This is a genomic window from Kitasatospora sp. NPDC092948 (genome assembly GCF_044754805.1).
Classification (GTDB): Bacteria; Actinomycetota; Actinomycetes; order Streptomycetales; family Streptomycetaceae; genus Kitasatospora.
This window is the reverse complement of the sequence record NZ_JBIVPU010000006.1, coordinates 443,602-469,218: the sequence shown is the minus strand read 5'-3', so window position 1 is coordinate 469,218 and position 25,617 is coordinate 443,602. Positions and strand designations below refer to the sequence as shown.

The window sequence follows — 25,617 nt, the reverse complement described above, 5'->3', positions numbered from 1 at the left end:
GGGACGGCGTCCACGGCGTCCCGCGGTGCCCCTGGCCCCTGGCCCCTGGCCCCTGGCCCTTGGCCCCGTCTCCTGACCATGCACTCCACTCGGCTAACGGAGAGTTGCCCACCAATGGCGAACGAGGACCGGCTCCGCGACTATCTGCGGAGGACCACCACCGACCTGTTGCGCACCCGCGCCGCCCTGGAGCAGGCCGAGCAGGCCGCCCGCGAACCCCTGGCAATCGTCAGCATGGCCTGCCGGTTCCCCGGCGGCGTCCGATCTCCGGAGGACCTGTGGCGATTGGTGTCGACCCGGACCGACGCGATCACCCCCTTCCCGACCGACCGGGGCTGGCCGCTGGACAGTCTCATCGATCCGGATCCCGACCGGGAGGGCACCAGCTACGCCGCCGCGGGCGGATTCCTGCACGACGCCGCCGATTTTGACGCGGAGCTGTTCGGTATCAGTCCGCGCGAGGCGTTGACCGTCGACCCGCAGCAGCGGCTGCTGCTCCAGACCACCTGGGAGCTGTTCGAGCGGGCCGGACTGGACCCGCACTCGCTCGCCGGGCAGTCGGTCGGCGTCTTCGCGGGCGTGATGTACGGCGATTACGGCTCGCGGCACTCCCGGGCACCCGAGGGCTTCGAGGGCTTCATCGGCACCGGTAGCGCGGGCAGCATAGCCTCCGGGCGGATCTCCTACACGTTCGGGCTGGAGGGCCCGGCGGTCACCATTGACACCGCCTGTTCCTCCTCGCTGGTCGCGCTGCACTACGCGGCCCAGGCTGTGCGCCGGGGCGATTGCCGGCTCGCAGTGGCCGGCGGGGCGACCGTGATGGCCACCCCCGCCACCTTCGTGGAGTTCAGCCGTCAACGCGGCCTGTCCCCGGACGGGCGCTGCAAGGCGTACGGGGCCGGGGCCGATGGCACCGGCTGGGCGGAGGGTGTCGGCCTGCTGCTGGTGGAGCGGCTCTCGGACGCGCTGCGAGAAGGCCACCCGGTGATCGCGGTGCTGCGTGGCAGCGCGGTCAACCAGGACGGCGCGAGCACCCAGCTCTCCGCGCCCAATGGCACTGCCCAACAGCGGGTCATCCGGGCCGCGTTGGCCGACGCCGGACTCGACCCGGCCGAGGTGGACGCGGTGGAGGGCCACGGCACCGGCACCCGGCTCGGCGACCCTGTGGAAGCCGGGGCGCTGATCGCCACCTACGGTGCGGCCCGGCCGAGCGGCGACCCGCTCTGGCTGGGCTCGCTGAAGTCCAACATCGGGCACACTCAGGCCGCAGCGGGAGCCGGCGGCGTGATCAAGATGGTGCTGGCGATGCGGCACGGGATCCTGCCCGCCACCCTGCACGCCGAGCAGCCGTCGGCGGACATCGACTGGTCGGGTGGTGTGCGGCTGCTGGCCGAGGAGCGGGCCTGGCCGGAACGGGACCGGCCGCGTCGGGCAGCGATCTCCTCGTTCGGAATCAGCGGCACCAACGCGCACGTCATCCTGGAAGCAGCCCCGCGGCAGGAATCGCAGCCGGGGCCGGCACCCGCGAACGCCGATGACCGGCCGACTGTCTGGGTGGTCTCCGGCCACACCGAGCAGGCCCTGTCCGCCCAGGCCGGCAGACTGCGCGAGCACCTGGCCACCCACCCGGAGTCGGCCCCGGCAGACATCGCCCGCACACTGCGCACCGGGCGGGCCCTGCTGCCCCACCGGGCGGTGCTGGTCGGACGGCAGCTGACCGACTTCCAACGGGGGCTGGTGGCTGTCGAAGAAGGGATGCCGTCCGCCGGCGCGGCCTCCGGCGAGGCCGATCCGGTCGGCCGCCCGGTCTTCGTCTTCCCCGGACAGGGGTCCCAGTGGGCCGGGATGGCCCGTGAACTGCACAGCAGCAGCGAGCCGTTCAGGCGAGAACTGGAGCGCTGCGCGGCGGCACTCGCACCGCATACCGACTGGGATCTGCTGCGCGTGGTCACCGGGCAGGACAGCGCGCTGCTGGACCGGGTGGACGTGGTGCAGCCCGCGCTCTTCGCGGTGATGGTCTCGTTGGCTGCCGCCTGGCGCTCGCTCGGCGTGGAGCCGGCGGCCGTGGTGGGCCACTCCCAGGGGGAGATCGCGGCCGCCGTCGTCGCCGGCGCACTGGATCTGGACCAAGGCGCTGAACTGGTTGCCGAGCGCAGCAAGGCCCTGGTGGGGATCGCCGGCCGGGGCGCGATGGCCTCGGTGGAGCTGCCGGCTGCCGAGGTGGTGGCCCGGCTCGACGCCGGGGTGACCGTGGCGGCTGTCAACGGGCCGCGTGCCACGGTGGTTTCCGGTACGGTCGAGGCGGTTCGTGCGCTCGTGGCCGACTGCGAGCGGGAGGGCGTCCGGACCAGGTTGATCCCGGTTGACTACGCATCGCACTCGGCGGCCGTCGAGCCGCTGCGTGCCGGACTGCTCGACCGGTTCGCCGGTCTCCGCGGGAAGCGGTCCGCGGTTCCGTTCCATTCTTCGGTCACCGCTGGTCAGCTGGACACCACTGGCCTGGACGCCGAGTACTGGTACCGCAATCTGCGCGAGCCGGTCCGACTGGCCGACACCGTGCGCGCGCTGGCCGAGGCAGGGCACCGGCGTTTCCTGGAGGTCAGTGCCCACCCGGTGCTCGTCGCCGCTCTGCGCGACACCCTGGAGAACGCCGACCTGCCGGGGACGGTCACCGCCACGCTCCGCCGCGACCACGGCGGGCTGGGCCAACTGCTGCTTTCCGCAGGTGAGCTGCACGTGACCGGGGCCGCGGTCGATTGGTCCGGGACGGCTCAGGGTCGGATCGTGGAGCTGCCCACTTATGCCTTCCAGGAGCGGCGGTTCTGGCTGGACACCAACCGGGCAGCCGACCCGGGAGCCTCGGACGACGCGGGGCATCCGCTGCTCGACACTGTTGTCGAGCGGGCTGACGGGCGCGGTGTGGTCTTCACCGGCACGCTGCCCGGCGGCACGGGCGGTTGGCTGCGCGAACACCGGCTCGGCGATCGGACAGTGCTGCCGAGCGGTGCCATCGCCGACCTGGTACTCTTCGTCGCCGCGCGTCTGGGCCTCGACGGCTTCGAGGAGCTGACCTTGTTGGCGCCCCTCGACCCGACTCCCTGGCGCATGTTGCAGGTGACGGTGGATCTGGAGCCGGAGGGCACGGTCCTGCGTCTGCACAGCCGGGCGGCGGCGGACCACCCCTGGCGGCCGCACGCCGCCGCGGCCCTGGGGAGCCGGAAGGGAGAGGCCTGGCAGCCTTCCCTGCCTGACGGCCTCGCGCCGATCGATGTCGGGGTCGGCTACGCCGCCCTGGCGGAGTTGGGCGTCCACTACGGACCCGGACTCCGGGCGGTGCGGGCGGCGGGCTCTCGACAAGGCTTGGTCGTCGCCGAGTTGGCGGACTTCGAGGCGACCGGGCAGGTGCTGGACGGCGTGGTGCAGGCCGCCCTCCTCGGCCGCTCGGACGACGGTGACGGGCAGCTGCTCGCCCCGTTCAGCTGGACGGGCGTGCGGCTCGGTACCGACACCGGGGCGCTCACCCGGGTGCTGGCCGAGTGGACCGGGCCCGAGACCGTGCGACTGTTGGGCACCGACGACGACGGGCGGCCCCTACTGAGCGTCAGCGAGCTGCGTCTGCGGCCTGTGGAGCCGGAGGCGGTCGACGCTCCGCGGGGAACCGTCGGGTCGCAGTCGGCCGACCCTCCGGCGGAGGCCGCCGCACTGTTCCTGAAGGGCGCGTCCCCGCAGCAGGGCTTTGATTCGAGCCCCGCCCGCCGCGAGGAGCGGATGCTCGACACCGTGTTGCGTGCGGTCGCCGGGGTCCTCGGCTATGACTCGCCCCGTGACGTCCGCCCGGACCGCCCACTGCGGGAGCTGGGCCTGGACTCGCTGACCGCTGTGCGGCTGCGCGATCACCTCGGTCGCGCAACCGGCCGCAAGCTCCCGTCGACGGTGGTGTTCGACCATCCGACCCCGCATGCCCTGGCCCGCCATCTCGCTGCGGATCCCTCCGACGGCGGGGGCACCGCTGCGGCCGCCCGCGGGCTCCCCGCCGAGCCGGCCCATGACCCAGTGGTGATCACAGCGATGGCCTGCCGCTACCCGGGAGGCGTCAGCACGCCTGAGGAGCTGTGGCAACTGCTGGAACGCGGCGGCGACGCCATCGGACCGTTCCCCACCGACCGCGGTTGGGACCTGGAACGGCTCTACCACAGCGACCCCGACCACCCTGGCACCGCTACCGTGCGAGAGGGTGGATTCCTCTACGACGCGGCCGAGTTCGACGCCGACTTCTTCGAACTCAATCCCCGCGAGGCGCGTGCCACCGACCCGCAGCAGCGGCTGCTCCTGGAGACTGCCTGGGAGGCGTTCCAGCGGGCCGGACTGGATCCGGCCGAACTCCGGGGCTCCCGTACCGGTGTCTACGTCGGCCTGATCTACACCGAGTACGGCGGCCGCGCCCACGGCGACCCACGCGAGCACGGCGGCTACCTGGGCACTGGTAGCGCGGGCAGCGTGGCTTCCGGGCGGATCTCCTACACCTTCGGACTGGAGGGCCCGGCGGTGACGGTGGACACCGCATGTTCCTCCTCCCTGGTCGCGCTGCACCTTGCGGCCCGGGCTCTGCGCGCGGGGGAGTGCGACCTCGCCCTGGTGGGTGGCGCGACCGTGATGGCCACCCCGGCCACGTTCGTGGAATTCAGCCGACAGCGGGGTCTCTCGCCGGACGGCCGCTGTCGGGCCTTCGCGGACAGTGCCGACGGCACCGGCTTCAGTGAGGGTGTCGGCATGCTGCTGGTCGAGCGGCTCTCCGATGCCCAGCGCCGCGGTCACCCGGTGCTGGCTGTGCTGCGCGGCTCGGCGGTCAACCAGGACGGTGCCAGCAACGGGCTCACCGCGCCCAGCGGAATCGCCCAGCAGCGGGTGATCCGAGCGGCCCTCGGTGACGCCGGACTGAGCCCCGACGATGTGGACGCGGTGGAGGCGCACGGCACCGGAACCACCCTGGGCGACCCGGTGGAGGCCCGCGCGCTGCTCGCCACCTACGGTGCCGACCGCCCGGCGGACCGGCCGCTGCTTGTCGGCTCGCTGAAATCGAACATCGGGCACACCCAGGCCGCCGCCGGAGTCGGCGGGATCATCAAGATGGTGCAGGCGCTGACGAACCGACGGCTGCCGCGCACCCTGTACGCGGACGTCCCGTCGCGCCACGTCGACTGGGAGCGAGGCGGCATGGCCCTGCTCACCGAGGCGCGGTCATGGGAGCCGGGGGAGCGGACCCGCCGGTTCGCGGTCTCGGCCTTCGGCATGAGCGGCACCAACGCCCATGTGGTGCTGGAGGAACCCGCTCCGACGGAGTCGGACGTGGTGCCGGGCACCGCGTCCACACCCGGGATCGAACAGCCCGTTGTGTTGATCCTGACGGCTCGTTCGGAACGGTCCCTGCGTGAGCGGGCCCGACGTCTGGCCGGCTACCTGGCCGACCACCCGGGCCTTGAACTGGCCGACGTTGCCGCGGAACTCGCTCGCACCGCCGGTGGGTTCGACTACCGTGCGGCGGTCGTCGCAGTCGACTCGGCGCAGGCAGAGGCAGGGCTGACCGCCGTCGCCGCCGATCTGCCGAGCCCAGGCGTGGTCACCGGGAGGACCACCGGCAGCACCGCGCCGGTCTTCCTCTACCCGGGCCAGGGCACTCAGTGGCTCGGCATGGCGCGCGACCTGATCGCGCAGTCCCCCGCCTTCGCGGCCAGGATCTCCGAGTGTGGTGCGGCACTGGATCCGGTGACCGGCTGGCCGCTGCTGGAGACGTTGCACGGACGCGGGGCCGATCTGAACCGGGTTGACGTGGTGCAGCCCGCGCTGTGGGCGGTGATGACCGCTCTGACCGCCGTGTGGGAGTCCCTCGGAGTGCGCCCGTCCGCTGTGATCGGCCACTCGCAGGGTGAGATCGCGGCAGCCCTGGCGGCCGGCGCGATCGGTCTGGCGGAGGCGGCAACCGTGGTCGCACTTCGCAGCAGGGCGCTGCGGGCCCTGGCCGGCACCGGCGCAATGCTCTCGGTGGCGCAGGACGAGGCAGCGCTGCGCCCGCTCCTGGCGACTGTTGGTGGTGCGGTCGGGGTAGCCGCTCTCAACGGTCCGACCGCCACCGTGCTGGCGGGTCCGCAGGAGGCGGTGCAGGAGCTGCGAACTCAGTTGCGAGAGGCTGGGGTCCGCTCCCGGCTGGTCGACGTCGACTACGCCTCGCACTCGGTGCAGGTGGAGCCGCTGGAGGCGGAACTGCTGCACATGCTGCCCGCTGTGGCACCCGCGCAGGTCTTCGCGGCCCGGATTTTCTCCACCGTCACCGGTGCCGAGGTCGAGCCCGGTGATCCGCACTATGCCCAGCCCGACTACTGGTACCGCAACCTGCGTGCCACCGTGCTGCTGCAGCACGCTGTCGCCACGGCCGCCGAAGCGGGGCACGAGGTGTTCATCGAGATCAGCCCGCATCCGGTGCTCACCACGGCGGTGCAGGAGACATTGGAGACCGATGGCCCGGCCGGTGACCGGCACGCAGTGCTGGGCACCCTTCGCCGCGACGAAGGCGGACTGGCCCGGCTGCTGACCTCGGCCGCCGAAGCCTGGGTCCGGGGTATCCCGGTCGACTGGTCCGCCGGATCCCCCGGTTCCGGGCCACGGCCCGCGCTGCCGCCACTGCCCGGTTACGTCTTCGACCGGCAGCGCCACTGGCTAAAAGCTGCGGCCGCGGTCGGTGCCGCACCCGGTGCCCGCGTCGGGCACCCGCTGCTCACCGATGTGGTCCGCATTGCGTCGCCCGACGGATTGGTGCTGCACGGGCGGCTCGCCGTGGCGGAACAGCCTTGGCTGGCCGACCACGCGGTGGACGGTACGGTCCTGGTGCCCGGTGCGGTACTCGCCGAACTGGCCGGGTTCGCCGGCGGCCTGGCTGGTGTCCCGACGCTGGCCGAACTCGTACTTGAACGCCCGCTGCTGCTCGCCGATGGAGCCGTCGAGCTCCAACTCATCGTCGGCCCGGCCGAGTCCGACGGACAGCGATCGGTCGGGGTGCACGCCCGAGCCGGACGGGCGCCCGCTGTCGGCGACCCGCTCGGCGCGCCCTGGACCACACACGCCGTCGGGCGTCTGGCCCCGGCCGGCATTGCCCCCGTCCCCGATGAAGAGACCAGTTGGCCCCCCGCCGGCGCCGAGCCGGTCGAGGTCGGCGCTCTGTACCGTGACCTGAATGCCCAGGGCTACCACTACGGCCCGGCCTTCCAAGGCCTACGCGCCGCCTGGCGCCTAGGTGCGGACAGCTACGCCGAGGTGCGGATCGAACCGTTGCCCGGCTTCCGTATCGCGCCGACCGTGCTGGATGCCGCACTGCATGCGGTGGGCGTTGCCGACCTGCTGCCCGTCACCGACGGGATCCGACTGCCGTTCAGCTGGCGCGGCTTCACCCGGTGGGCCGATGCGCCCGAGACCGTCCGGGTTCGGCTGCGCCGCATCGCCGAGGACACCGTCGAAGTGCGGCTGACGGCACCGGACGGGCGACTGGTGGCGGAAGTGGCGGCAGTCGCCTTTCGCAGTTCGGACGGCGGCCTCGGCGATGCCCTGCACGAGCTCCGCTGGGAACCGGCGTCCGCTGGGGACCCCCTGGGCAGCGAGCCGCGCTGGGAGCTCGGCAGTACCGAACTGCCGGACCTGGCAGCAGTGCTGGAGGCGCTGGACACGGACCAGCAGCCGCCCCGGCTGCTGGTGCTGCCGGTCCCGGGCACACCGGACACGGATTTCGGACCGGCCGCCTTGCGCAGCACCCTGGCCGCGCTGGCCGACCAGCTGCGCCGGCTGCTTGCCGAACCTCGGCTGCGTGACACCCTGTTGCTGGTGCGCACCGAGGGCGCGGTGGCGGCAGCGCCCGGGGAGCGCCCGGCTGCGCTGGACGCTGCGGCAGCTTGGGGCCTGGTACGCAGCATTCAGGCCGAGGAACCCGGACGCATCGTCCTGCATGATGGAACGTCGGATGAGTTGTCAGCCGAGTTGATCGCTGACGAGCCGCAACTCGCCCTCCGCGATGGTCAGCTGCTGGTGCCACGGCTGCGCCGTCGCCCGTCGGAGCCGGCCGCGTCCGACGGGAACTGGCGGTTGGCCACCGGTGGCAGCGGGACCGTGGACGACCTGATTCAACTTCCGGTGCCTGACCGGCTGCTGGAGCCCGGCGAGGTCCGCATCGCGGTCCGTGCCTGCGGCCTGAACTTCCGGGACGCCATGATCGCGCTCGGCATGTATCCGGGCACGGCCGAACTCGGAACGGAAGCCGCTGGTGTGGTGCTCGAGGTGGGTCCGGAGGCCGACGGACTGCGGGTGGGTGACCGGGTGCTGGGCATTGTCCCCGGTGGCATCGGACCGCGTGCTGTCACCGACCACCGGCTGCTCGCTCCGATCCCGCCAGGCCTCGGTTTCGCCGAGGCGGCCACCGTGCCGGCCGTCTTCCTGACCGCCTACTACGCTCTGCACGACCTCGCCGCCGCCCGGCCGGGTGACTGGCTTCTGGTGCACTCCGCCGCCGGTGGCGTGGGTGGCGCGGCGCTGCAACTCGCCCGGCACTGGGGGCTGGAGGTGTTCGGCACCGCGAGTCCCGGCAAGTGGCCCGCGCTACGGGCGGCCGGACTGGCGACCGGCCGGATCGGCAACTCCCGTGACCTGAGCTTCGCCGACGGCGTGCGCGCTGCCACCGGCGGGCGTGGCGTGGACATCGTGCTGAATGCGCTGGCCGGCGAGTTCACTGATGCCTCCCTCGAACTTATGGTGCCCGACGGCCGGTTCATCGAGATGGGCAAGACCGACCTGCGCGACCCCGAGGTGCTGGCCGCAGGACAACGGATCGACTATCGGCCCTTCGACCTGGCCCAGGTGCCACCGGAGCGGATTCAGGCGATCCTGGCCGAGTTGGCCAGGCTCTTCACCGACGGAGTGCTCACCCCGCTCCCGGTGACCGCGTGGGGTGTGGGTGAGGCTTCCCGGGCGCTGCGCCACCTCGGCCTGGCCCGGCATACCGGCAAGGTGGCGCTGCGACTGCCGCGCCCGCTCGATCCGGACGGCACGGTGCTGGTCACCGGAGCCGCAGGCGGGGTGGGTCGGCTGGTGTCCCGGCACCTGGTGGAGCGGCACGGTGTGCGGCACCTGCTGCTGACCGGCCGACGAGGGCTCGACACCCCGGAAGGAGAGCGACTGCGTGCCGAACTGGCCGAGCTGGGGGCGGACGTGATCGCGGTGGCGGCCGATATTGCCGAGCCCGAGCAGATTCGCCTACTGCTCGACCAGGTCCCGTCCGAGCATCCGCTCACCGCAGTCGTACACGCGGCCGGTGTACTGGACGACGCCACCCTGGCCGGCCTCGACACAGCCCGGTTGGATGCCGTCCTTCGCCCCAAGGCCGACGGCGCCTGGCACCTGCATCGACTCACCCGGGACGCCGACCTCGCCGCCTTCGTGCTCTTCTCCTCGGCGGCAGGCGTGGTCGGCAGTCCCGGCCAGGGTGCCTATGCGGCGGCCAACGCCTTCCTGGACGCCCTGGCCACTGCCCGCGCCGGTGCCGGTCTGCCGGCTACCTCGATCGCCTGGGGACTGTGGCAGGCGGACAGTGCGATGACCGGCGCACTCTCGGACACCGATCAGGTCAGGATGGCGCGTGCGGGCGTGTTGCCGCTCTCCGCGCGCCGCAGTCTGGACCTGCTCGACGAAGCGCTGCGGGGTTCGGACCCGGCTCCGGTGGCGGTTCACCTGGACTTCGCTCGACTTGCCGAACTCCCTGACCTGCCTGCGCCGTTGCGCTCATTGGTTCGCCGCCCGGAGGAGCCGTCGCAGGCCGGAACGGTCGATGGCCTTCTCGAACAGGTCGCCGCCGATCCGGAGCAGGCCCGGCAGCTGCTCGGCGTGCTCGTCCAGCAGCACGTGGCGACCGTCCTCGGCCGGGCGCCCGGGCAGCAGGAGTCGCTGGACGGGCGCAGCTTCAAGGAGCTCGGCTTCGACTCGCTGACCGCCGTCGAACTGCGCAATCGCCTCGGTCGGGCCACCGGCCTGCGGTTGCCCGCCACGTTGGTCTTCGACCACCCGACCCCGACCGCGCTGACCGACCACCTGGTGGACCGCCTGGCGCCCGAGTCCGTCCGGCCCTCCGCTGATGCCGCAGCCGGGGCTGTTCCGCAATCGGCCGAGGAGCTGTTCCGGTTCATCGACTCGGAACTCCGATCCTGAGAGGCGGCAAAGCCCGTGACCGACGAACAGAAGCTGGTCGAGTACCTCCGCTGGACGACCTCCGAACTGGCGAGAGTGAAGAAGGAATTGGACCGTGCCACGAGGGCCGATCCGATAGTGGTGGTCGGCATGGCCTGCCGGTATCCCGGCGGGGTGCGCTCACCGGAGGACCTGTGGCGAGTGGTGGCGGACGGCACCGATGCCATTGGCGAGCCGCCGCAGGACCGAGGCTGGTCCCAGCAAGCCCTGCGCCACGCGCAAGCCGGAGGCTTCCTGGCAGACGCCGGTGGGTTCGACGCCGGGTTCTTCGGCCTGGGAGCGGGCGAGGCCGGCGCGATGGACCCGCAGCAGCGCCAATTGCTGGAGGTCTGCTGGGAGGCGCTGGAACGTACCGGGATCGCGCCCGGGGATCTGAGGGGCAGCCGGACCGGAGTGTACGCCGGAGTGATCTACCAGGAGTACGCCCCGCCGCCGGGCGTCGCGCCCGCTGCGATGGAGGGCTACCTGATGACGGGAAACGCCTCCAGCATCGCCTCCGGTCGGCTCGCCTACACGCTCGGGCTCGAAGGGCCCGCCATCACGGTGGACACCGCCTGCTCCTCCTCGCTGGTCGCGATCCATCTGGCGACTCAGGCGCTGCGCGGCGGTGAGTGCGACCTGGCTGTGGCGGGCGGTGTCACCGTGATGGCGACGCCTCGGGTCTTCACCGACTTCGCCGCCCAGGGCGGGCTGGCCGCCGACGGACGCTGCAAGCCGTTCGCGAAGGGTGCCGACGGCACCGGCTTCGGTGAGGGCATCGGGCTGCTGGTGCTGGAGCGGCTGAGCGATGCTGAACGGCTCGGCCACCCGGTGCTCGCCCGGATCCGAGGGTCGGCGGTCAACTCGGACGGAGCCAGCAACGGTCTGACCGCCCCCAGCTCCCGGGCCCAGCGGCGGGTGATCGAGGCGGCCCTGAACGCCGCGAGGCTGACGGCCGACCAAGTGGACGCGGTGGAGGCGCACGGAACCGGAACGGTGCTCGGCGACCCCATCGAGGCCGCCGCACTGATCGAGACGTACGGCGGCGTGCCCCGGAAGACACCGCTGTACCTGGGGTCGGTCAAGTCCAACATCGGACACACCCAGGCAGCCGCAGGGGTGGCCGGAGTGATCAAGATGGTGCAGGCGATGCGGCACGGGCTGCTGCCGGCGAGCCTGCACGCCGAGCAGCCGTCGGAGTTCGTCGACTGGCCGGAGGGGCAGGTGGTGCTGCTGGATCGAGCACACCCGTGGCCCGAGCGCGGTCCTGAGCCGCGCCGGGCGGCAGTGTCGTCGTTCGGGATCAGCGGGACCAACGCGCACCTGGTGCTGGAGGCAGTCCCGACGGCGGCTTCGGACGGTGCGCAGGGGGCCGGGCACGACGCCGCCGACCGCGGTCGGGCCGTGCCATGGGTGTTCTCGGCGCGGAGCCCGCAGGCCCTGGCGGCCCAGGCGGCCCGGCTGGGTGCGTTGGCGACGGATCCGCAGGCGCCCGACCCTTCGGCTGTTGGCCGCGCCCTGCTGCGGCGTACCGAGTTTCGTCATCGTGCGGTTGCGGTCGGTGCGGACCTGGCCGAGCTCACGGCCGACTTGCACCGGATCGCCCGGGCGGGTGCCGGTGCAGGCGGTCCGGCGACCCCGTCGCGCCGGGTGGCCTTCGTCTTCAGTGGTCAGGGAACCCAGCGGCCGGGCATGGGATCCGGGCTGTACGAGGCGTTCCCGGTCTATGCGGCGGCTTTTGACGAAGCCTGTGCCGCGGTGGACCGGGCCCGTGCGGCCCTCGGTGCGGACAGCGGTCCCGGGCTGCGCGAGATCGTGCTGGGCTCCGTGGGCGGTGGCCGGCGGGCCGAGAACCGTCCCGCGGACCTGTTGGCGCGCACCGAGTACGCCCAACCAGGCCTGTTCGCCACCCAGGTCGCCCTGGCTCGGCTGGCCGTCTCGCTTGGCGCGCGACCGGTGGCGGTGTGCGGCCACTCGATCGGCGAGTTGGCTGCCGCCCACCTCGCGGGCGTGTTCGACCTGGACAACGGGGCCGCGCTGGTGGTCGCCCGTGCCCGGGCGATGCAGGCGGTGCCGGCCGGCGGTCGGATGGTCGCACTCCGCGAGGGGGAGGCGGAGGTGCGGGCCCGACTGGAACAGCTGCCCGAAGCGGACCGTCCGGCGGTCGCCGCGGTGAACGGCCGCCGCTCCACGGTCCTGGCCGGCGACGCGACCACCGTGCTCTCGCTGGCCGCCGAGTTCCGCGGCGTCGGCGTTCGGACCAAGGCCTTGCGGGTCGGCCACGCCTTCCACTCCCCGCACATGGACCCCGCGCTGCCCGTGATCGAGGCGACCGCGTCCCGGCTGGCCTTCGGCGAACCCGTCATCACTCTGGTCAGTGGTCGAACCGGCGCTGTGGCAGGCCGGGCCGAACTGGCCGCGTCCGGCTACTGGTCGCGGCAGGTGCGCGACACCGTGCGCTTTGCCGACTGCGTGCACACCATGCGCGAGGAGTTGCAGGTGGACGTCTTCGTGGAGATCGGACCGGACACGACAGCCAGCGGCCTGGTCGGCGACATCCTGGCGGACCGCCAGGAGGGCCTGCCCGCCGTCCCACTGCTGCGCGGTCCGGCGGCAGAGCCGCACAGCCTGCTCAACGCGCTGGGTCGACTCTACGCAGCCGGCGTACCGGTGGAGTGGCCGGAGCTGCTCGGAGACGGGCCGGTGGCGGACCCGACCGTTGTGCCGAACTACCCGTTCCAGCACCAGCACTACTGGTTGCCCCGGCCCGCCACCGCGGTGATCGAGGCGGCCCCCGCGATCGAGCCGGCTGCCGCCCTGGTGGACCCGCTCACCGGTGACCTGCCCCGGGAGACCTTGGTCGAATGGGTCCTGGCGGCAGTGGCCGACGCACTGGGACCGGGCGCGGAGGAGGTGACCGGCGGCGACGACTTGACCGCTGCCGGCATCACCTCCTTCGGCGCACTGGAGATCGCCACCCGGTTGTCGGAGCGGACCGGGATGGTGATCAGACCGGTCCTGGTGCTCGAACACCGCACCGCACACGAGCTCGCCCGCCACCTCCACGACGTCCTGGCCACCGAAGAATTGAAGGCCGTCCGATGATCGCAAACACCGATGCCGCCGCCGCGCTGGCCGAGCTGCGCGCCTTGCACCGCCACGGAACCCTGCCCCGCCACTTCGACCGGGTGGCCACTCTCCTCGGTGCCCTCGATGTCGACCAACGCGCGGGCGCTGCCCGTCTGCTGTCCCGGCTCGATCCGGGCGAGTTGCGCGCGTTGCACCCGCAGCTGCCTGTAGCCCGGATAGCGCTCACCGGATCCGGTCTGCTCACGGGTCTGCGCACCGCTCTGGTGGGAGAGTTGGCCCGACACGGGTATCTGCCGGAGGTGCGATCGGGGGACTTCGGTTCCTATGTCTTCGACCTGGGCGATCCGGACAGCGCCTTCGCCACCGAGCCGGCCGACCTCACGTTCTGTGTGCTGGACCACACAGCCGTGCTCGACCAGGTCCGGGCGCCGTTCACCGCCGAGGACATCGACGCCGCCCTGCGGCGGAGTGTGGCTGACTGGCGCGCCTTGGCAACCGGATTCACCGCTCGCACCGGAGCACCCATGGTGCTCAACACCGTGCCACTTCCCAAGAGTCTGTCCGATCAATTGATCGATCATGGGGCTCGTGCCGTGCTTGGCGCGGCGTGGCGCACGGCCAACGCGGAGTTGCTCGGCCTCGGTTCGACTGTCGAACTGCTCACGGTGCTCGATCTGGACGTGCTGCTCACCGAGCCGGTTCCGCTCACCGATCCGCGCTTCGACGTGTACGCCGGTGCGCACTTGAGCGACCCGCTGCTCGCCGTCTACGCGAGGGAGATGGCCCATCTCGTCCGGGCCCGGACCGGGCGCACGAAGAAGGTACTCGCGGTGGACCTGGATCAGACACTCTGGGGCGGGGTGCTGGGCGACGACGGCATCGAGGGCATCGAGGTGGCGCACGGCCGTCGAGGTGAGGCGTTCCACCGGTTCCAGCGTGTCCTCAAGCAACTCCAGTCGCAAGGAGTGCTGTTGGCGGCCATCAGTAAGAACGACCGGTCGGCTGTGCTGACGGCGCTGCGAGATCACCCCGAACTGCTCGTGAGGGAAGCCGACTTCGTCCGCGTCCTGGCCAACTGGTCACCGAAACCGGAGAATCTCCGCACACTGGTGAAGGAGCTCAATCTGGGCGCGGACAGCGTGGTCTTCGCCGACGACAGCCGTTACGAGTGCGCCACGGTGCGCGCCGAACTGCCGCAGACGACGGTTCTGGCGCTGGACGGGGACCCGGCGGAGCACGTCGGACGGCTGCTGGCCGACGCTTGGTTCGCCAGTGCCGAGGTGACAGCGGAGGACCGGGCCCGAACGCGGCTCTACCACGAGGAATCCGAGCGCGCGGACTTCCTGTCTGCGGCCGGTTCGGCGGAGCAGTTCCTGGCCGGTCTCGGGGTGCGGGTCACGCTGGCGCGCGCGGAGCCGGCCGAGTTCGCGCGGATCTCTCAGATCACCATGCGCACCAACCAGTTCAACCTCGCGACCGAGCGGCTCGGAGTGACCGAGGTGCGCGCCCTGGCCGAGCGGCCGGACGCCCGGGTGCTGGCGCTGTCGGCGGCCGACCGGTTCGGCAGCAACGGAATTGTCGGCGCGGTCCTGTTGCGGGGAGAGGAAACCGAGGACGGCCCTTGTCTGGTGATCGACAACCTGCTGCTCAGCTGCCGGGTGTTCGCCCGGGGCATCGAACAGGCCTGTCTGGCCGAGCTGTTGGAGCGCGCTCGGACGGCGGGATTCGTCACGGTGCGGGGCGACTACCGGCCAACGGCCAAGAACGCGAAGGTCGAGAACTTCTACTCGCACTACGGCTTCAGCGTTCTGGACCGATCGCCGGCCGGTGCCCGCTACATCCGGTCGCTCCGCACGGACGGGCCGCTGCTTCGGCTGCCCGAGCACCTCACGCTGTCGGCAGGTCAGGACCTGGTGCCGACGCCGGTTCAAGTGAAGTGACGGTGCGTCAGTGCCGCAGTTCCTTCCGCGATTTGGACATTGACAACCTGAGGCGGCCTCGACTTAACTGGCGAACACGCAGACGAATACTTGGAAGGAGAGCGTCTTGACCGAGGCGATCGCGATATCGGTGCATGACACGGCCCCGGTCTGGCGGGGTGACCAGCCTGGCGACGCGCTTCGCCGATCCGTCGAACTGGCCCAGGCCGTTGAGGCGTTCGGGTACGAGCGGTATTGGGTGGCCGAACACCACAGCACTCCCGCGCTGGCCACCTCCAGCCCCGCAGTGCTGGCCGGCCAGATCCTGGCGGCCACCGGCAGCATCCGGGTCGGCTCGGGGGCGGTGCTGCTGCCCAACCACTCCGCCTACGCGGTCGCCGAGCAGTTCGGGGTCCTCGCCAGCCTGCATCCCGGTCGGGTCGACCTGGGCCTGGGCCGGGCCGGCGGCGGCTCGCCGGCGGCCTCGGCCCGGCTCGGAGATCCGGTGGGGCGCGGATTCGACGAACAACTCGCCGATCTGCGCGGCTATTTCAGCGGGGGGCTCAACGGCGTCCGGGCGGTGCCCGAGCCCGCGGTGCCGCCCCGGTTCTGGCTGGTCGGCTCCAGCGTCGGAAGTGCCGTCTACGCGGCCCACCAGGGCCTCCCGTACGTCTATGCACACGCCATCGTCGGTGGTGGCGCCCCCGAGGCGCTGCTCGCCTACCGCGAGGCGTTCCGGCCGACGCCCTCCCAACCCGAACCGCATGCCGGACTGGCGGTCATCGCGGTCGTCGCCGACAGCGACAGCCGCGCCGAGAGTTTGGCCAGCGCCTTTGTGCTGGGCCAGATCATGATGCGCACCGCCGATCCGCACACAGTCCTGCCCACCGAGGCGGATGCCGCCGCCCACCGGTTCAGTCCGGCCGAGCAGGTCTTCCTGCGCCAGCGGATCGACCCGCAGTTCGTCGGGTCCGTGAAACGGATCGGCCCGCGGCTACGCGAGCTGGTCCGTCAAACCAGGGCCGACGAGCTGTTCGCGCTCACCCAGGTGCCCGACCACGAGGCGCGGATCCGCTCGTACGAATTGCTGGCCAAGCTGTTCTGACCGACCGTCCGGCACCTCGTCGGCCGGCCGCCGACCGCAGACACCGAAGGCTCGCCCCCACCCCCGGGGCGAGCCTTCGGGCCGTTTAGGTACCGCGTCCGAGGCGGGCGCCTGCGCGCCGGTTCAGGCCGGGTTTAGCGCGGTCGAGCATCGTGACTGCTCCGACACCCACCAGCGGCCACCGGCCGGTACGGGCCGGTGCGCAACGCGGGCGCCACGGCGCCGCCCGTGGTTCCACCGCAGAGCAGTGAGGACGACGATGGATTCTGGCACCTGGCTTCGCAGACGCCGCAATGCCGCCACTGCGGTCGCGGTCACCGCGATTGTCCTGGGTACCCTGTCCGGCTGCTCCGTGGGTGGCATCGGAATCGACGGAGCGGCCGCGGCGGGCCCACCCCGGGACGGCGGCATCCTGCGGCTGGCCGTCCCCACTCAACCGGACTGCCTGGACCCGCACCAGAGCCCCAGCCAGGCGGCCCGCCTGTTCGCCCGCCCGATCCTCGATTCGCTGGTCCACCAGGACTCGCAGGGCGCCATCCACCCGTGGCTGGCTACCTCCTGGCAGACCTCACAGGACGGCCTGACCTACACGTTCAAGCTGCGCGACGGTGTCGGCTTCACCGACGGCACCCCCTTCGACGCGGCCGCCGTGGTCGCCAACCTCGACCACGTGGTGCTTCCCACCACCAAGTCGATGCTTGCCGCGAGCCTGCTCGCCTCCTACGCCTCGTCCCGCGCGGTCGACCCGAGTTCGGTCGAGATCACCCTGAAGTCGCCCGATTCGGACCTCCTCGGCGCGCTGGCCACCGTCAGTCTGGGAATGGAGTCGCCCAGGACGCTGGCCGGCCCAGCCTCGGCACTCTGCACGAAGATCGTCGGCACCGGACCGTTCCGCAGCGACAGCGGTTTCGAATCGCAGAAGGGCATGGACTACACCCGCAACCCCGACTATGCCTGGCCCCCCGGGACGCCCTCCCCGGGCGGCCCGGCCCATCTGGCCGGAATCACCCTGACCGTGGTGCCCGACGACTCGGCCCGCTCCGGTGCGATCACCAGCGGCCAGATCGACGCAGCCACTGCGTTGTCACCGATCGGGCTGCGTATCGTCAAGGCCACACCCGGGCTGACGCTGCACCAGGAGGCCTACCCGGGCGCGAATTACAGCTACTGGCCCAACACCGCCGCAGGACCGTTCTCCGACCCTGCGGTCCGGCAGGCCTTCCGGGAGGGCATCGACTGGCCGACCGTTGTCAGCGGCCTCTACTTCGGCCTCTACCCGGTGGCCAAGGGGCCGCTCTCGACCACCACACCGGGATACGACAGCTCGGTCGCCGCGGCCTACGTGGTCAACATCGCCGACGCCAACAGACTGCTGGACCAAGCCGGGTGGACCGGCCGCGACGCCCAGGGGTATCGCACCAAGAACGGCAGCCGATTGCGCCTGCGCCACCTGTGGTCCAGCCCGAGCATCCAGGACCTGGCAGTGCAGATTCAGGCCCAGGCGAAGGCGCTGGGGGTAGACATCGTGGAGCAGAACATCGATTCCGGCAGCTACGTCAAGCAACTGCTGGCCGGCGACTACGACCTGATCGACACCAGCTTCGCGTCCCCCGACTCCTCGGTGCTGCGGGTACTGTTCAGCGCTGCCAACATTCCGACCCCCAGCCGGGGGATCAGCAACAACATGGCGCGTTACGACGCCCCGGCCGTCGAGCAGCTCTTCCGTACCGCGCTCAAGGCCGCCTCGGACGCCGACCGCATACAGGCCTACGACCAGGTGCAACAGCAGATCACCAAGGACGCTGCGGTCTTCCCCATCTACTCACCTCTCTCCTCGATCGCCACCCGCACCGCTGTACAGGGCGTCACCTTCGACCTGGACGGCACTCCTGATCTGTCCACGGCATGGCTGGCGTCCTGACGGCCCGGGCGCCCCGCCTCGTGCGGTCGCCCCTGCGTCGCATCCTGCTCCGACTGGTGTCCTCGCTCGCCGTGCTCTGGGGGGCGGTCACCGCCACCTTCGTGCTGCTGCACCTGATGCCCGGCGGCACCGCTGACGTGCTGGCGGCCGGTGCTCAGGTGAGCCCCGCCACCCGCGCCGCGATCACCGCCCAGTACCGACTGGGTGACCCGCTGCCGCAGCAGTACGCGGCCTACTTGGGGCGACTGCTGCACGGTGACTTCGGCGACTCCTACGTGCTTCGCGAGCCCGTTTGGCGGGCAATCGGGACCCAGCTGCCCGCCACCCTGCAACTACTGAGCAGCACCTTGCTGGTGACCGCCGTCGGCGCTGTGCTGCTGGCCCAGGCGACGGCGCGGGCCGGCCGACGCACTCGCGCCCTGGTTGCCTCGCTGGAGGCCTTGGTGGTCGCTCTGCCGCCCTACTGGGTCGGACTGCTGCTGCTCGCCCTCTTCTCCTTCCAACTGCGTTGGCTGCCGGCGATCGGCGCACCCGGCCTGCCCGGCCTGATCCTGCCCACTGCGGCACTGGCCGCCGCGCCCACTGCGGTGCTCTCCCAGGTGCTGCGCGAGGGCCTTCTCCGCGCAGTGGAGGAGCCGTTCGCCACGAGCGCCCGGGCCCGCGGCATCAGCGAACAGGCCGTCGTGCTGCGTCATGCCCTGCGCCACGCGTTGCTCCCCGCCACCGCACTGTTCGGCTGGCTGGCCGGCTCACTGATCGGCGGCGCCGTGGTGATCGAGATCGTCTTCTCCCGGCAGGGCATCGGGCGGCTGCTGCTCAGCGCGGTGCAGAACAAGGACATGCCGGTGGTGACAGCGCTGGTGCTCCTGGCCGCCATCGTCTTCGTCCTGGTCAACCTCATGGTCGACACCGTGCACGGGTTGATCGACCCGCGAGCCCGGCACCTTGGGAGGACGCTGTGACCGCCCGCCGCTACGGACTCTGGATCGGCCTCGCGATCCTGCTGGTGCTGGCCGTGATGGTGGTGACACCCGGCCTGTTCACCGGTGGCGACCCCAACGGCACCGACCTGCACGCCGTGCTCGTGCCGCCGAGCGGCAGCCATCTGCTCGGTACCGACCAGAACGGCCGGGACCTGTATGCCCGTCTGGTGTACGGAGCACGGCCCTCCTTGCTGATCGGTGTCGGCGCGGTGGCCATCGCCCTGGTCGGCGGCGCCCTGATCGGCCTGGCGGCGGCCCTCGGCGGGCGACTGGTCGACCAGCTGCTGAGCCGGTTGCTGGAGGTGCTGCTCTCGGTGCCTGGCCTGCTGCTGGTCTTCCTGCTGGTCGCGGTGCTCGGGCGCGGCACCGGGCCGGCCGTCCTCGGGCTGGCGGTGGTTGCGCTGCCGGGCTTCGCCCGAGTGGCCCGCGCAGAGGTCGTCGGAATGCGGCACCGCCCCTACATCGAGGCCGCCTACGGGTTCGGTCTTCGCCACGCCCAGGTGGTTGTGCGCCATGTGCTGCCCAATGCGCTCAGCCCGGTGCTTTCGCTCGGCGTGGTCTCGCTCGGCGCGACCATCGTGGCCAGTTCCAGCCTCAGCTTCGTCGGCCTCGGCCCGCAGCCGCCCACGGCCGAGTGGGGCGCGATGCTCGCGGGCAGCCGCGACCTGCTCGGCCTGGCCTGGTGGACCGCCGTCTTCCCCGGTGCCGCCGTCGCCGTCGCCGTGCTGGCCGTCTCGGTGGTCGGCCGCCATGTGCAGCAGATCCTGGACCGGAGGCAGCGATGAACCCGATCACCGATGACCTGGTCACCATCGAGCGATTGAGCGTCAGCTTCTCGGCGGCCGCAGGCCGGGTGGAGGCCGTCCGCGGCGTCTCCCTGACCGTCCGGCGCGGGCAGTTCGTGGCCCTGGTCGGCGAGTCCGGTTCCGGCAAGAGCGTCACCGCCCGCAGCCTGGTCGGTCTGGCCGGTCGCGGAGCCCGGCTGGAGGCCGCCGCACTGCGCTTCGACGGCACCGACCTCTCCACCCTGAACAGTCGTCAATGGCGCGCTTTGCGCGGCAGGCGGATCGGCTACGTGCTGCAGGACGCGCTGGGTTCGCTCGACCCGCTGCGCCGGATCGGCGCCGAGGTCACCGAAGCGGCCCGCGAGCATCGCACCAGCCCGCCGCACGACCTGGCGGACGAGGCGGTTCGCTTGCTCGACCAGGTGGGTGTGCCGCAACCGAGGCTGCGCTCCCGGCAGTTCCCGCACGAGCTGTCCGGTGGGTTGCGCCAGCGTGCGCTGATCGCCGCCGCGCTCTCGGCCCACCCGGACCTGCTGATCGCCGACGAGCCGACCACCGCGCTGGATGCGACCGTGCAGCGTCAGGTGCTCGGGCTGCTGCGGGAGCGCACCGCCGACGGCACCGCAGTGCTGTTGATCAGCCATGACCTCGCAGTGGTGGCCGAGTTCGCCGACTACGTGTACGTGATGCGGGAGGGGCAGTTCGTCGAGGCGGGCCCGCCCGCCCGGGTGCTGCGTGCACCCAACCACCCGTACACCCGGGCACTGGTCGCCGCGGTGCCGGACGGCAGCGTCCGGGCGGCCCCACCCGGGCGGCCCGGCCGCCTCGTGCTGCGGGCCGAGGGCCTGACCAAGTCGCACCGACTGCCGGACCGCAGCACGTTGCGTGCCGTCCGAGGGGTGTCGCTCGAGGTGCGAGCGGGGGAGACCCTCGGTGTCGTCGGCGAGTCAGGCTCGGGCAAGACCACGGTTGGGCGGATGCTCGCCGGCCTGCTCCGCCCTGATGCCGGCCGGATCGAACTCGACGGCCGGGAGTGGACCGGACTGCGGGGTGCCGAGCGCCGCCGGGCGCGGCTTCGGGTCCAGGTGGTTCACCAGGATCCGCTCTCCTCCTTCGACCCTCGCCACACCGTCCGCCGCTTGCTTGCCGAGCCACTGTGCGCCATGGGAGTGCGAGGGCGGCAGCAGCGGGAGCAGGCTGCCCTGCTGTTGGACCAGGTCGGCCTGCCCGTCCAGGCACTGGACCGGCTGGCGCGCGACCTGTCCGGCGGCCAGCGCCAACGGCTGGCGATCGCCCGAGCCGTCGCGACCCGGCCCGACGTGATGGTGTGCGACGAACCCGTGTCCGCCTTGGACGCCACTGTCCAAGCGCAGGTGCTCGACCTCTTCGAGCAGACCCAGAAACAGTTCGGCGTGGCTTATGTGTTCATCTCACACGATCTGGGCGTGGTGCGGAGGGTAAGTCACCGCGTGCTGGTGCTGAAGGACGGGCAGGTGGTCGAGGCCGGGCCCGCCGCGCAGGTCCTCGACGCGCCCCAGCACCCCTACACCCGTCAATTGCTGGACGCCGCTCCCCGGCCGATTCGGAACATCGGGCAGGCACCGTCCGGCGAACCGTCATATCCCTGAGCAGACACCACCGGAAGGAAGTCACAGATGTCGTCCCAGGCTCCGAACTATCCCCAGCCGCGTACCTGTCCGTACCAGCCACCCGCCGGCTACCAGGAGATCGCCGAGCAAGGCCCATTGCTCAAGGCGACCCTGTTCGATGGTCGTGAGGCGTGGTTGGTCACCGGATACCAGGAGTCCCGCGAGATCCTCACCCACCCCAACCTGTCCTCCAAACGTACTCATCCCCAGTTTCCCATCGTGGCGCCGAGGTTCCGCTCCCAGATCGCGCGCAGTCTGGCGATGATCGCGATGGACCCGCCCGAGCACGATCTCTACCGTCGCTACCTCAACCCGCACTTCAGCCTCAAGCAGGTCCGGCGGATGCAGCCGGAGATCGAGCGCCTCGTGAGCGGCTTCGTCGACCGGATCATCGACAACGGTCCGCCTGCCGACCTCATCCCGTTGCTCGCCGTGCCACTGCCCTCGCTGGTGATCTGCCGCCACCTAGGTGTGCCGTACGAGGATCACGAATTCTTCCAGGACGCCAGCGGCAAGGTGATGCTCGGCACCGAGGAGGAATCCGGCGGCGCGGCCAACGACCTGGTGGACTACATCGACCAGTTGGTCACCGCGCAGATCAAGCAGCCCACAGACGGCCTGCTCGGGCAGCTGGTCAGGGAGCGGGTGCTGACCGGTGACATCGGCCACGCCGAACTGGTTTCGATAGCGCTGGTGCTGCTGATCGCGGCCCATGAGACCACGTCCTCGTCGCTCGCCCTCGGTGTCATCACCCTGCTCGAACATCCTGATCAGCTGGCCCTGTTGCACGAGGACCCGACTCGTTTCGGCAGCGCTGTGGAGGAACTGCTGCGCTACATCGCCACCACCGATCTGGTCGCCACCCGGATTGCCAAGGGCGACATCGAACTGGCCGGCCGGACCATCCGGGAGGGCGAGGGCGTGCTGGTCTCCGGCACCCTGGCCAACCGGGACCCGCGCACCCATCGGCGGCCCGATGAGCTCGACCTGCTGCGCTCCGACAGCCACCACGTGACCTTCGGATTCGGCATCCACCAGTGCCTCGGCCAGAACCTCGCCCGGCTCGAACTGGAGGTCGCGTTCCGCGAGCTGTTCACCCGGCTCCCCGGCCTGCGACTGGCGGCCGAGGTCAGCGAGCTGCCGATTCTCGGGGCCGGTACGGTCCAGCGGGTGCTCTCCCTGCCGGTGACGTGGTGAGCGCCGCCCGGGTGGAGGCCGACCGCGGGCGCTGCATCAGTGGCGGGCGCTGCATGGCGAGTGCTGAGGAGGTATTCGACCAGGACGAGGACGGCATCGTTGTCGTCCGCATCCCTGAGCCCGGCCTTGAACTGCTGGAGGCGGTTCGCCGCGCCGAGTTCCTCTGCCCCGCCCAGGCGATCCGGCTCACCGAACCCGCAGAGACGGTCAGATGACCCGCCGTCCCATTCGGCCTGAGGAGCGATCGCCATGCCGGCGCCCGAACTGAAGAGCACTGCGAGAACCGGCTGCAGACCCACCCCGGGGCTGGATCGCCTGCCCTCGCTGACCGGCATGCGCTTTGGTGCGGCCTTCCTGGTGTTTCTCTGCCACTCCTTCGTGCTCGGCTACTTCGATGCCCGTACGCAAGCCCGGCTGGCGCCCACCGCCTTCGCGATCGGCTGGCTCGGCGTGGAGTTCTTCTTCATCCTCAGCGGCTTCGTGCTCACCTGGTCGATGTGCCGGGGACAGCCGGTGCGGCGGTTCTGGCGCCGGCGCCTGACCAAGATCTACCCGAACCACGTAGTCATGTGGGGCGCGGCCGTCCTGCTCGCGTTCTGGGCCGGCCGACCGGTCCACCTGGGTGACCTGCTGCCCGACCTGTTCCTGGTGCACACCTGGTTGCCGAAGGACCGGTTCATCCTCACCATCAACGTGGTCACCTGGTCGCTGTCCTGCGAGTTGCTCTTCTACCTGGCGTTCCCGCTGCTGTACGCAGTGGTCAGGCGGATCCCGGCGGCGCGGCTGTGGTGGGCCGTCGCCGCGGTGTCCGCGGTGATCCTGCTGCTGCCCGCCCTGGGCCGGGCCGCGTTGCCCGACACGCCCCGGCTGCCCGGGTTGCACATGTCACTCACCCAGAACTGGTTCCTGGTGTCCTTCCCGCCGATCCGGGCCTTGGACTTCACGCTCGGCATCCTGATGGCCCGGATCGTCCGGGAGGGCCGCTGGCCCCGGATAGGCCCGCTGCTGCCGGCCGGCCTGTTGGTTGTGGGGTTCGCCGCACAACTGGCCTCCTACCCCGGTGTGTACAGCTTGAGCGCACCGGTCGCGGTGCCGCTGGCGCTGCTGGTGCCGGCCGTTGCCGCGGTGGACCTGCGCGCCGGAGGCTCGGTCTTCCGCAGTCGGCTACTGGTCTGGCTGGGAACCGTCTCCTACGCCTTCTACCTGGCCCACTTCCTGGTGCTGGAGTTCGGGCATGACGCGCTCGGTGCCACTCGCAGCTGGAGCGCGCCGACCGCTGCCGCCCTGCTGGCAGGGGCGTTCGCGGTTGCCACCTTGGTGGCCTGGGCCCTGCACTCCTTGGTGGAGAGCCCCGCGATCCGGCTGCTGGCAGTACCGCGAGCAGCGCGTGCGCGCAAGCAGCCACCGCAGGCCGAGGCTCCTGCCGTGACGGCCGATGACCAGGGGCAGAGCCCCGGACAGAGCCGGCCCGATGCCCTTGTCACCCGTTGAAACCCGCCCGAGCGAGGACATGATGACTCCTTTCGCTTATCCGCAGGACCGTACCTGCCCGTACCAACCGTCACCGGGATACCAGGAGCTGGGACGCCGAGGAGCGATGCACCGCGTATCGCTGTGGAACGGCAGTAGCATCTGGATGGTGACGGGCCACGCCCAAGGCCGTGCCCTGCTGGCCGACTCGCGGCTCTCGGCCGACCGGTCGCGCAGCGACTTCCCGGTGGTGCTGCCCAGGTTCGAGGCACCGATCTTCAAGCCGATCGCGATCATCGGTTTCGACCCGCCCGTTCACGACATCCACCGACGGCTGCTGGCACCCGACTTCAGTCTCAAGCGGGTGCGCGAGATGCGTGGCCGTGTCGAGCAGTTGACGAACCGTCTGGTGGACCAGATGGCGGAGATCGGTCCGCCCGCCGACCTGTTGGCGGACTACGCGCTGCCGATTCCGTCCACTGTCACCTCGGAACTGCTCGGTGTTCCCTATGCGGACCACGAGTTCTTCGAGGCGAAGACGATTGGGCTGCTCCAGGCCAAGGACGCCGCGGATGCCGAGGCCGCAGGACAGGAACTCTGGGACTATCTGGATGAGTTGATCACTGCCAAGGAGCGCCGGCCAGGCGGTCCGGGGCTGTTGGACCGGCTGACCGGGGAGCTCCACAGTCCGGACCTCAGCCGTGAGGACCTCCTGCGGATCGCTCTCGCGCTGTTGATCGGAGGCCATGACACGACCTCGCAGATGATCGCGCTCGGCGTGGTCACCCTGCTGGAGCACCCCGACCAGTTGGCCGCCTTCATGGCCGATCCGGCCGGGCGCGGAGCAGCCGTCGACGAGCTACTGCGGATGGTGTCGGTGACAGATGTGTCCGGTGTCCGGGTGGCCACCGAGGACCTGGAGATCGACGGGCAGCTGATACGCGCCGGCGAGGGAGTGCTGGTCTCCTCCTCGATGGCCAACCGGGATCCGGCGGTCTACCCGGATCCGTACACCTTCGACGTGCGTCGCTCCGGCCCGGGCCGTCAGCACCTGGCCTTCGGGTTCGGCATCCACCAGTGCCTGGGCCAGAACCTGGCCAGGATGGAACTCGAGGTCGCCTTCGCCACGCTCTTCGAGCGGTTGCCCGGGTTGCGGCTCACCACCGCGGTGGATCAGCTGTCGGCCCGTCGCGGTGGCACCATGCAGGGCGTGCAGGAATTGCGGGTGGAATGGTGAGTGCGAC

The 25,617-nt window shown here is 71.2% G+C and carries 12 protein-coding genes; all 12 read left to right on the top strand.

What is annotated here, in order from left to right; all coding sequences use genetic code 11:
- The first annotated feature begins 114 nt into the window (after positions 1 to 114).
- The 12 genes from ACIQF6_RS21430 (at position 115) to ACIQF6_RS21375 (ending at position 25,610) form a co-directional block, all read left to right on the top strand.
- Positions 115 to 10,236 carry an SDR family NAD(P)-dependent oxidoreductase gene (locus ACIQF6_RS21430; protein ID WP_400897259.1) on the top strand — a complete coding sequence of 3,374 codons (10,122 nt, stop codon included), beginning with the start codon at positions 115 to 117 and terminating at the stop codon, positions 10,234 to 10,236.
- 15 nt (positions 10,237 to 10,251) lie between these two features.
- Positions 10,252 to 13,359, top strand: coding sequence for a type I polyketide synthase (locus tag ACIQF6_RS21425; RefSeq protein ID WP_400897257.1), 3,108 nt, complete (start codon positions 10,252 to 10,254; stop codon positions 13,357 to 13,359).
- Positions 13,356 to 15,284, top strand: a complete 1,929-nt coding sequence (locus ACIQF6_RS21420; RefSeq protein WP_400897255.1) for an HAD-IIIC family phosphatase — start codon at positions 13,356 to 13,358, stop codon at positions 15,282 to 15,284. The genes ACIQF6_RS21425 and ACIQF6_RS21420 overlap by 4 nt, the downstream gene beginning before the upstream one ends.
- 106 nt (positions 15,285 to 15,390) lie before the next feature.
- Positions 15,391 to 16,368, top strand: coding sequence for an LLM class flavin-dependent oxidoreductase (locus tag ACIQF6_RS21415; protein WP_400897253.1), 978 nt, complete (start codon positions 15,391 to 15,393; stop codon positions 16,366 to 16,368).
- Positions 16,369 to 16,720: 352 nt separating this feature from the next.
- Positions 16,721 to 18,289, top strand: a complete 1,569-nt coding sequence (locus ACIQF6_RS21410) for an ABC transporter substrate-binding protein (protein ID WP_400897251.1) — start codon at positions 16,721 to 16,723, stop codon at positions 18,287 to 18,289.
- Positions 18,274 to 19,251 carry an ABC transporter permease gene (locus ACIQF6_RS21405; protein WP_400897249.1) on the top strand — a complete coding sequence of 326 codons (978 nt, stop codon included), beginning with the start codon at positions 18,274 to 18,276 and terminating at the stop codon, positions 19,249 to 19,251. Before ACIQF6_RS21410 ends, ACIQF6_RS21405 begins: the two co-directional genes overlap by 16 nt.
- On the top strand, positions 19,248 to 20,057 hold the full coding sequence (locus ACIQF6_RS21400) for an ABC transporter permease (protein WP_400897246.1): 810 nt from the start codon (positions 19,248 to 19,250) through the stop codon (positions 20,055 to 20,057). Before ACIQF6_RS21405 ends, ACIQF6_RS21400 begins: the two co-directional genes overlap by 4 nt.
- A complete protein-coding gene (locus ACIQF6_RS21395; RefSeq protein WP_400897244.1) occupies positions 20,054 to 21,685 on the top strand; it encodes a dipeptide ABC transporter ATP-binding protein in 1,632 nt (543 codons plus the stop codon). The genes ACIQF6_RS21400 and ACIQF6_RS21395 overlap by 4 nt, the downstream gene beginning before the upstream one ends.
- Before the next feature lie 27 nt (positions 21,686 to 21,712).
- A complete protein-coding gene (locus tag ACIQF6_RS21390; RefSeq protein WP_400897242.1) occupies positions 21,713 to 22,903 on the top strand; it encodes a cytochrome P450 in 1,191 nt (396 codons plus the stop codon).
- Entirely contained in the window at positions 22,900 to 23,118 is a 219-nt protein-coding gene (locus tag ACIQF6_RS21385) for a ferredoxin (RefSeq protein WP_400897240.1), read from the top strand. The genes ACIQF6_RS21390 and ACIQF6_RS21385 overlap by 4 nt, the downstream gene beginning before the upstream one ends.
- Before the next feature lie 118 nt (positions 23,119 to 23,236).
- The gene (locus ACIQF6_RS21380) at positions 23,237 to 24,394 is read left to right on the top strand and encodes an acyltransferase family protein (RefSeq protein WP_400897238.1); all 1,158 of its coding nucleotides are present in this window, start codon (positions 23,237 to 23,239) and stop codon (positions 24,392 to 24,394) included.
- Positions 24,375 to 25,610, top strand: coding sequence for a cytochrome P450 (locus ACIQF6_RS21375; RefSeq protein WP_400897236.1), 1,236 nt, complete (start codon positions 24,375 to 24,377; stop codon positions 25,608 to 25,610). Before ACIQF6_RS21380 ends, ACIQF6_RS21375 begins: the two co-directional genes overlap by 20 nt.
- The last annotated feature ends 7 nt before the right edge of the window (positions 25,611 to 25,617 follow it).

Coding starts and splice junctions, on each gene's coding strand:
- ACIQF6_RS21430 (WP_400897259.1), top strand. CDS start 115: ATGGCGAACGAGGACCGGCTCCGCGACTATCTGCGGAGGACCACCACC.
- ACIQF6_RS21390 (WP_400897242.1), top strand. CDS start 21,713: ATGTCGTCCCAGGCTCCGAACTATCCCCAGCCGCGTACCTGTCCGTAC.
- ACIQF6_RS21420 (WP_400897255.1), top strand. CDS start 13,356: ATGATCGCAAACACCGATGCCGCCGCCGCGCTGGCCGAGCTGCGCGCC.
- ACIQF6_RS21395 (WP_400897244.1), top strand. CDS start 20,054: ATGAACCCGATCACCGATGACCTGGTCACCATCGAGCGATTGAGCGTC.
- ACIQF6_RS21375 (WP_400897236.1), top strand. CDS start 24,375: ATGCCCTTGTCACCCGTTGAAACCCGCCCGAGCGAGGACATGATGACT.
- ACIQF6_RS21380 (WP_400897238.1), top strand. CDS start 23,237: ATGCGCTTTGGTGCGGCCTTCCTGGTGTTTCTCTGCCACTCCTTCGTG.
- ACIQF6_RS21405 (WP_400897249.1), top strand. CDS start 18,274: ATGGCTGGCGTCCTGACGGCCCGGGCGCCCCGCCTCGTGCGGTCGCCC.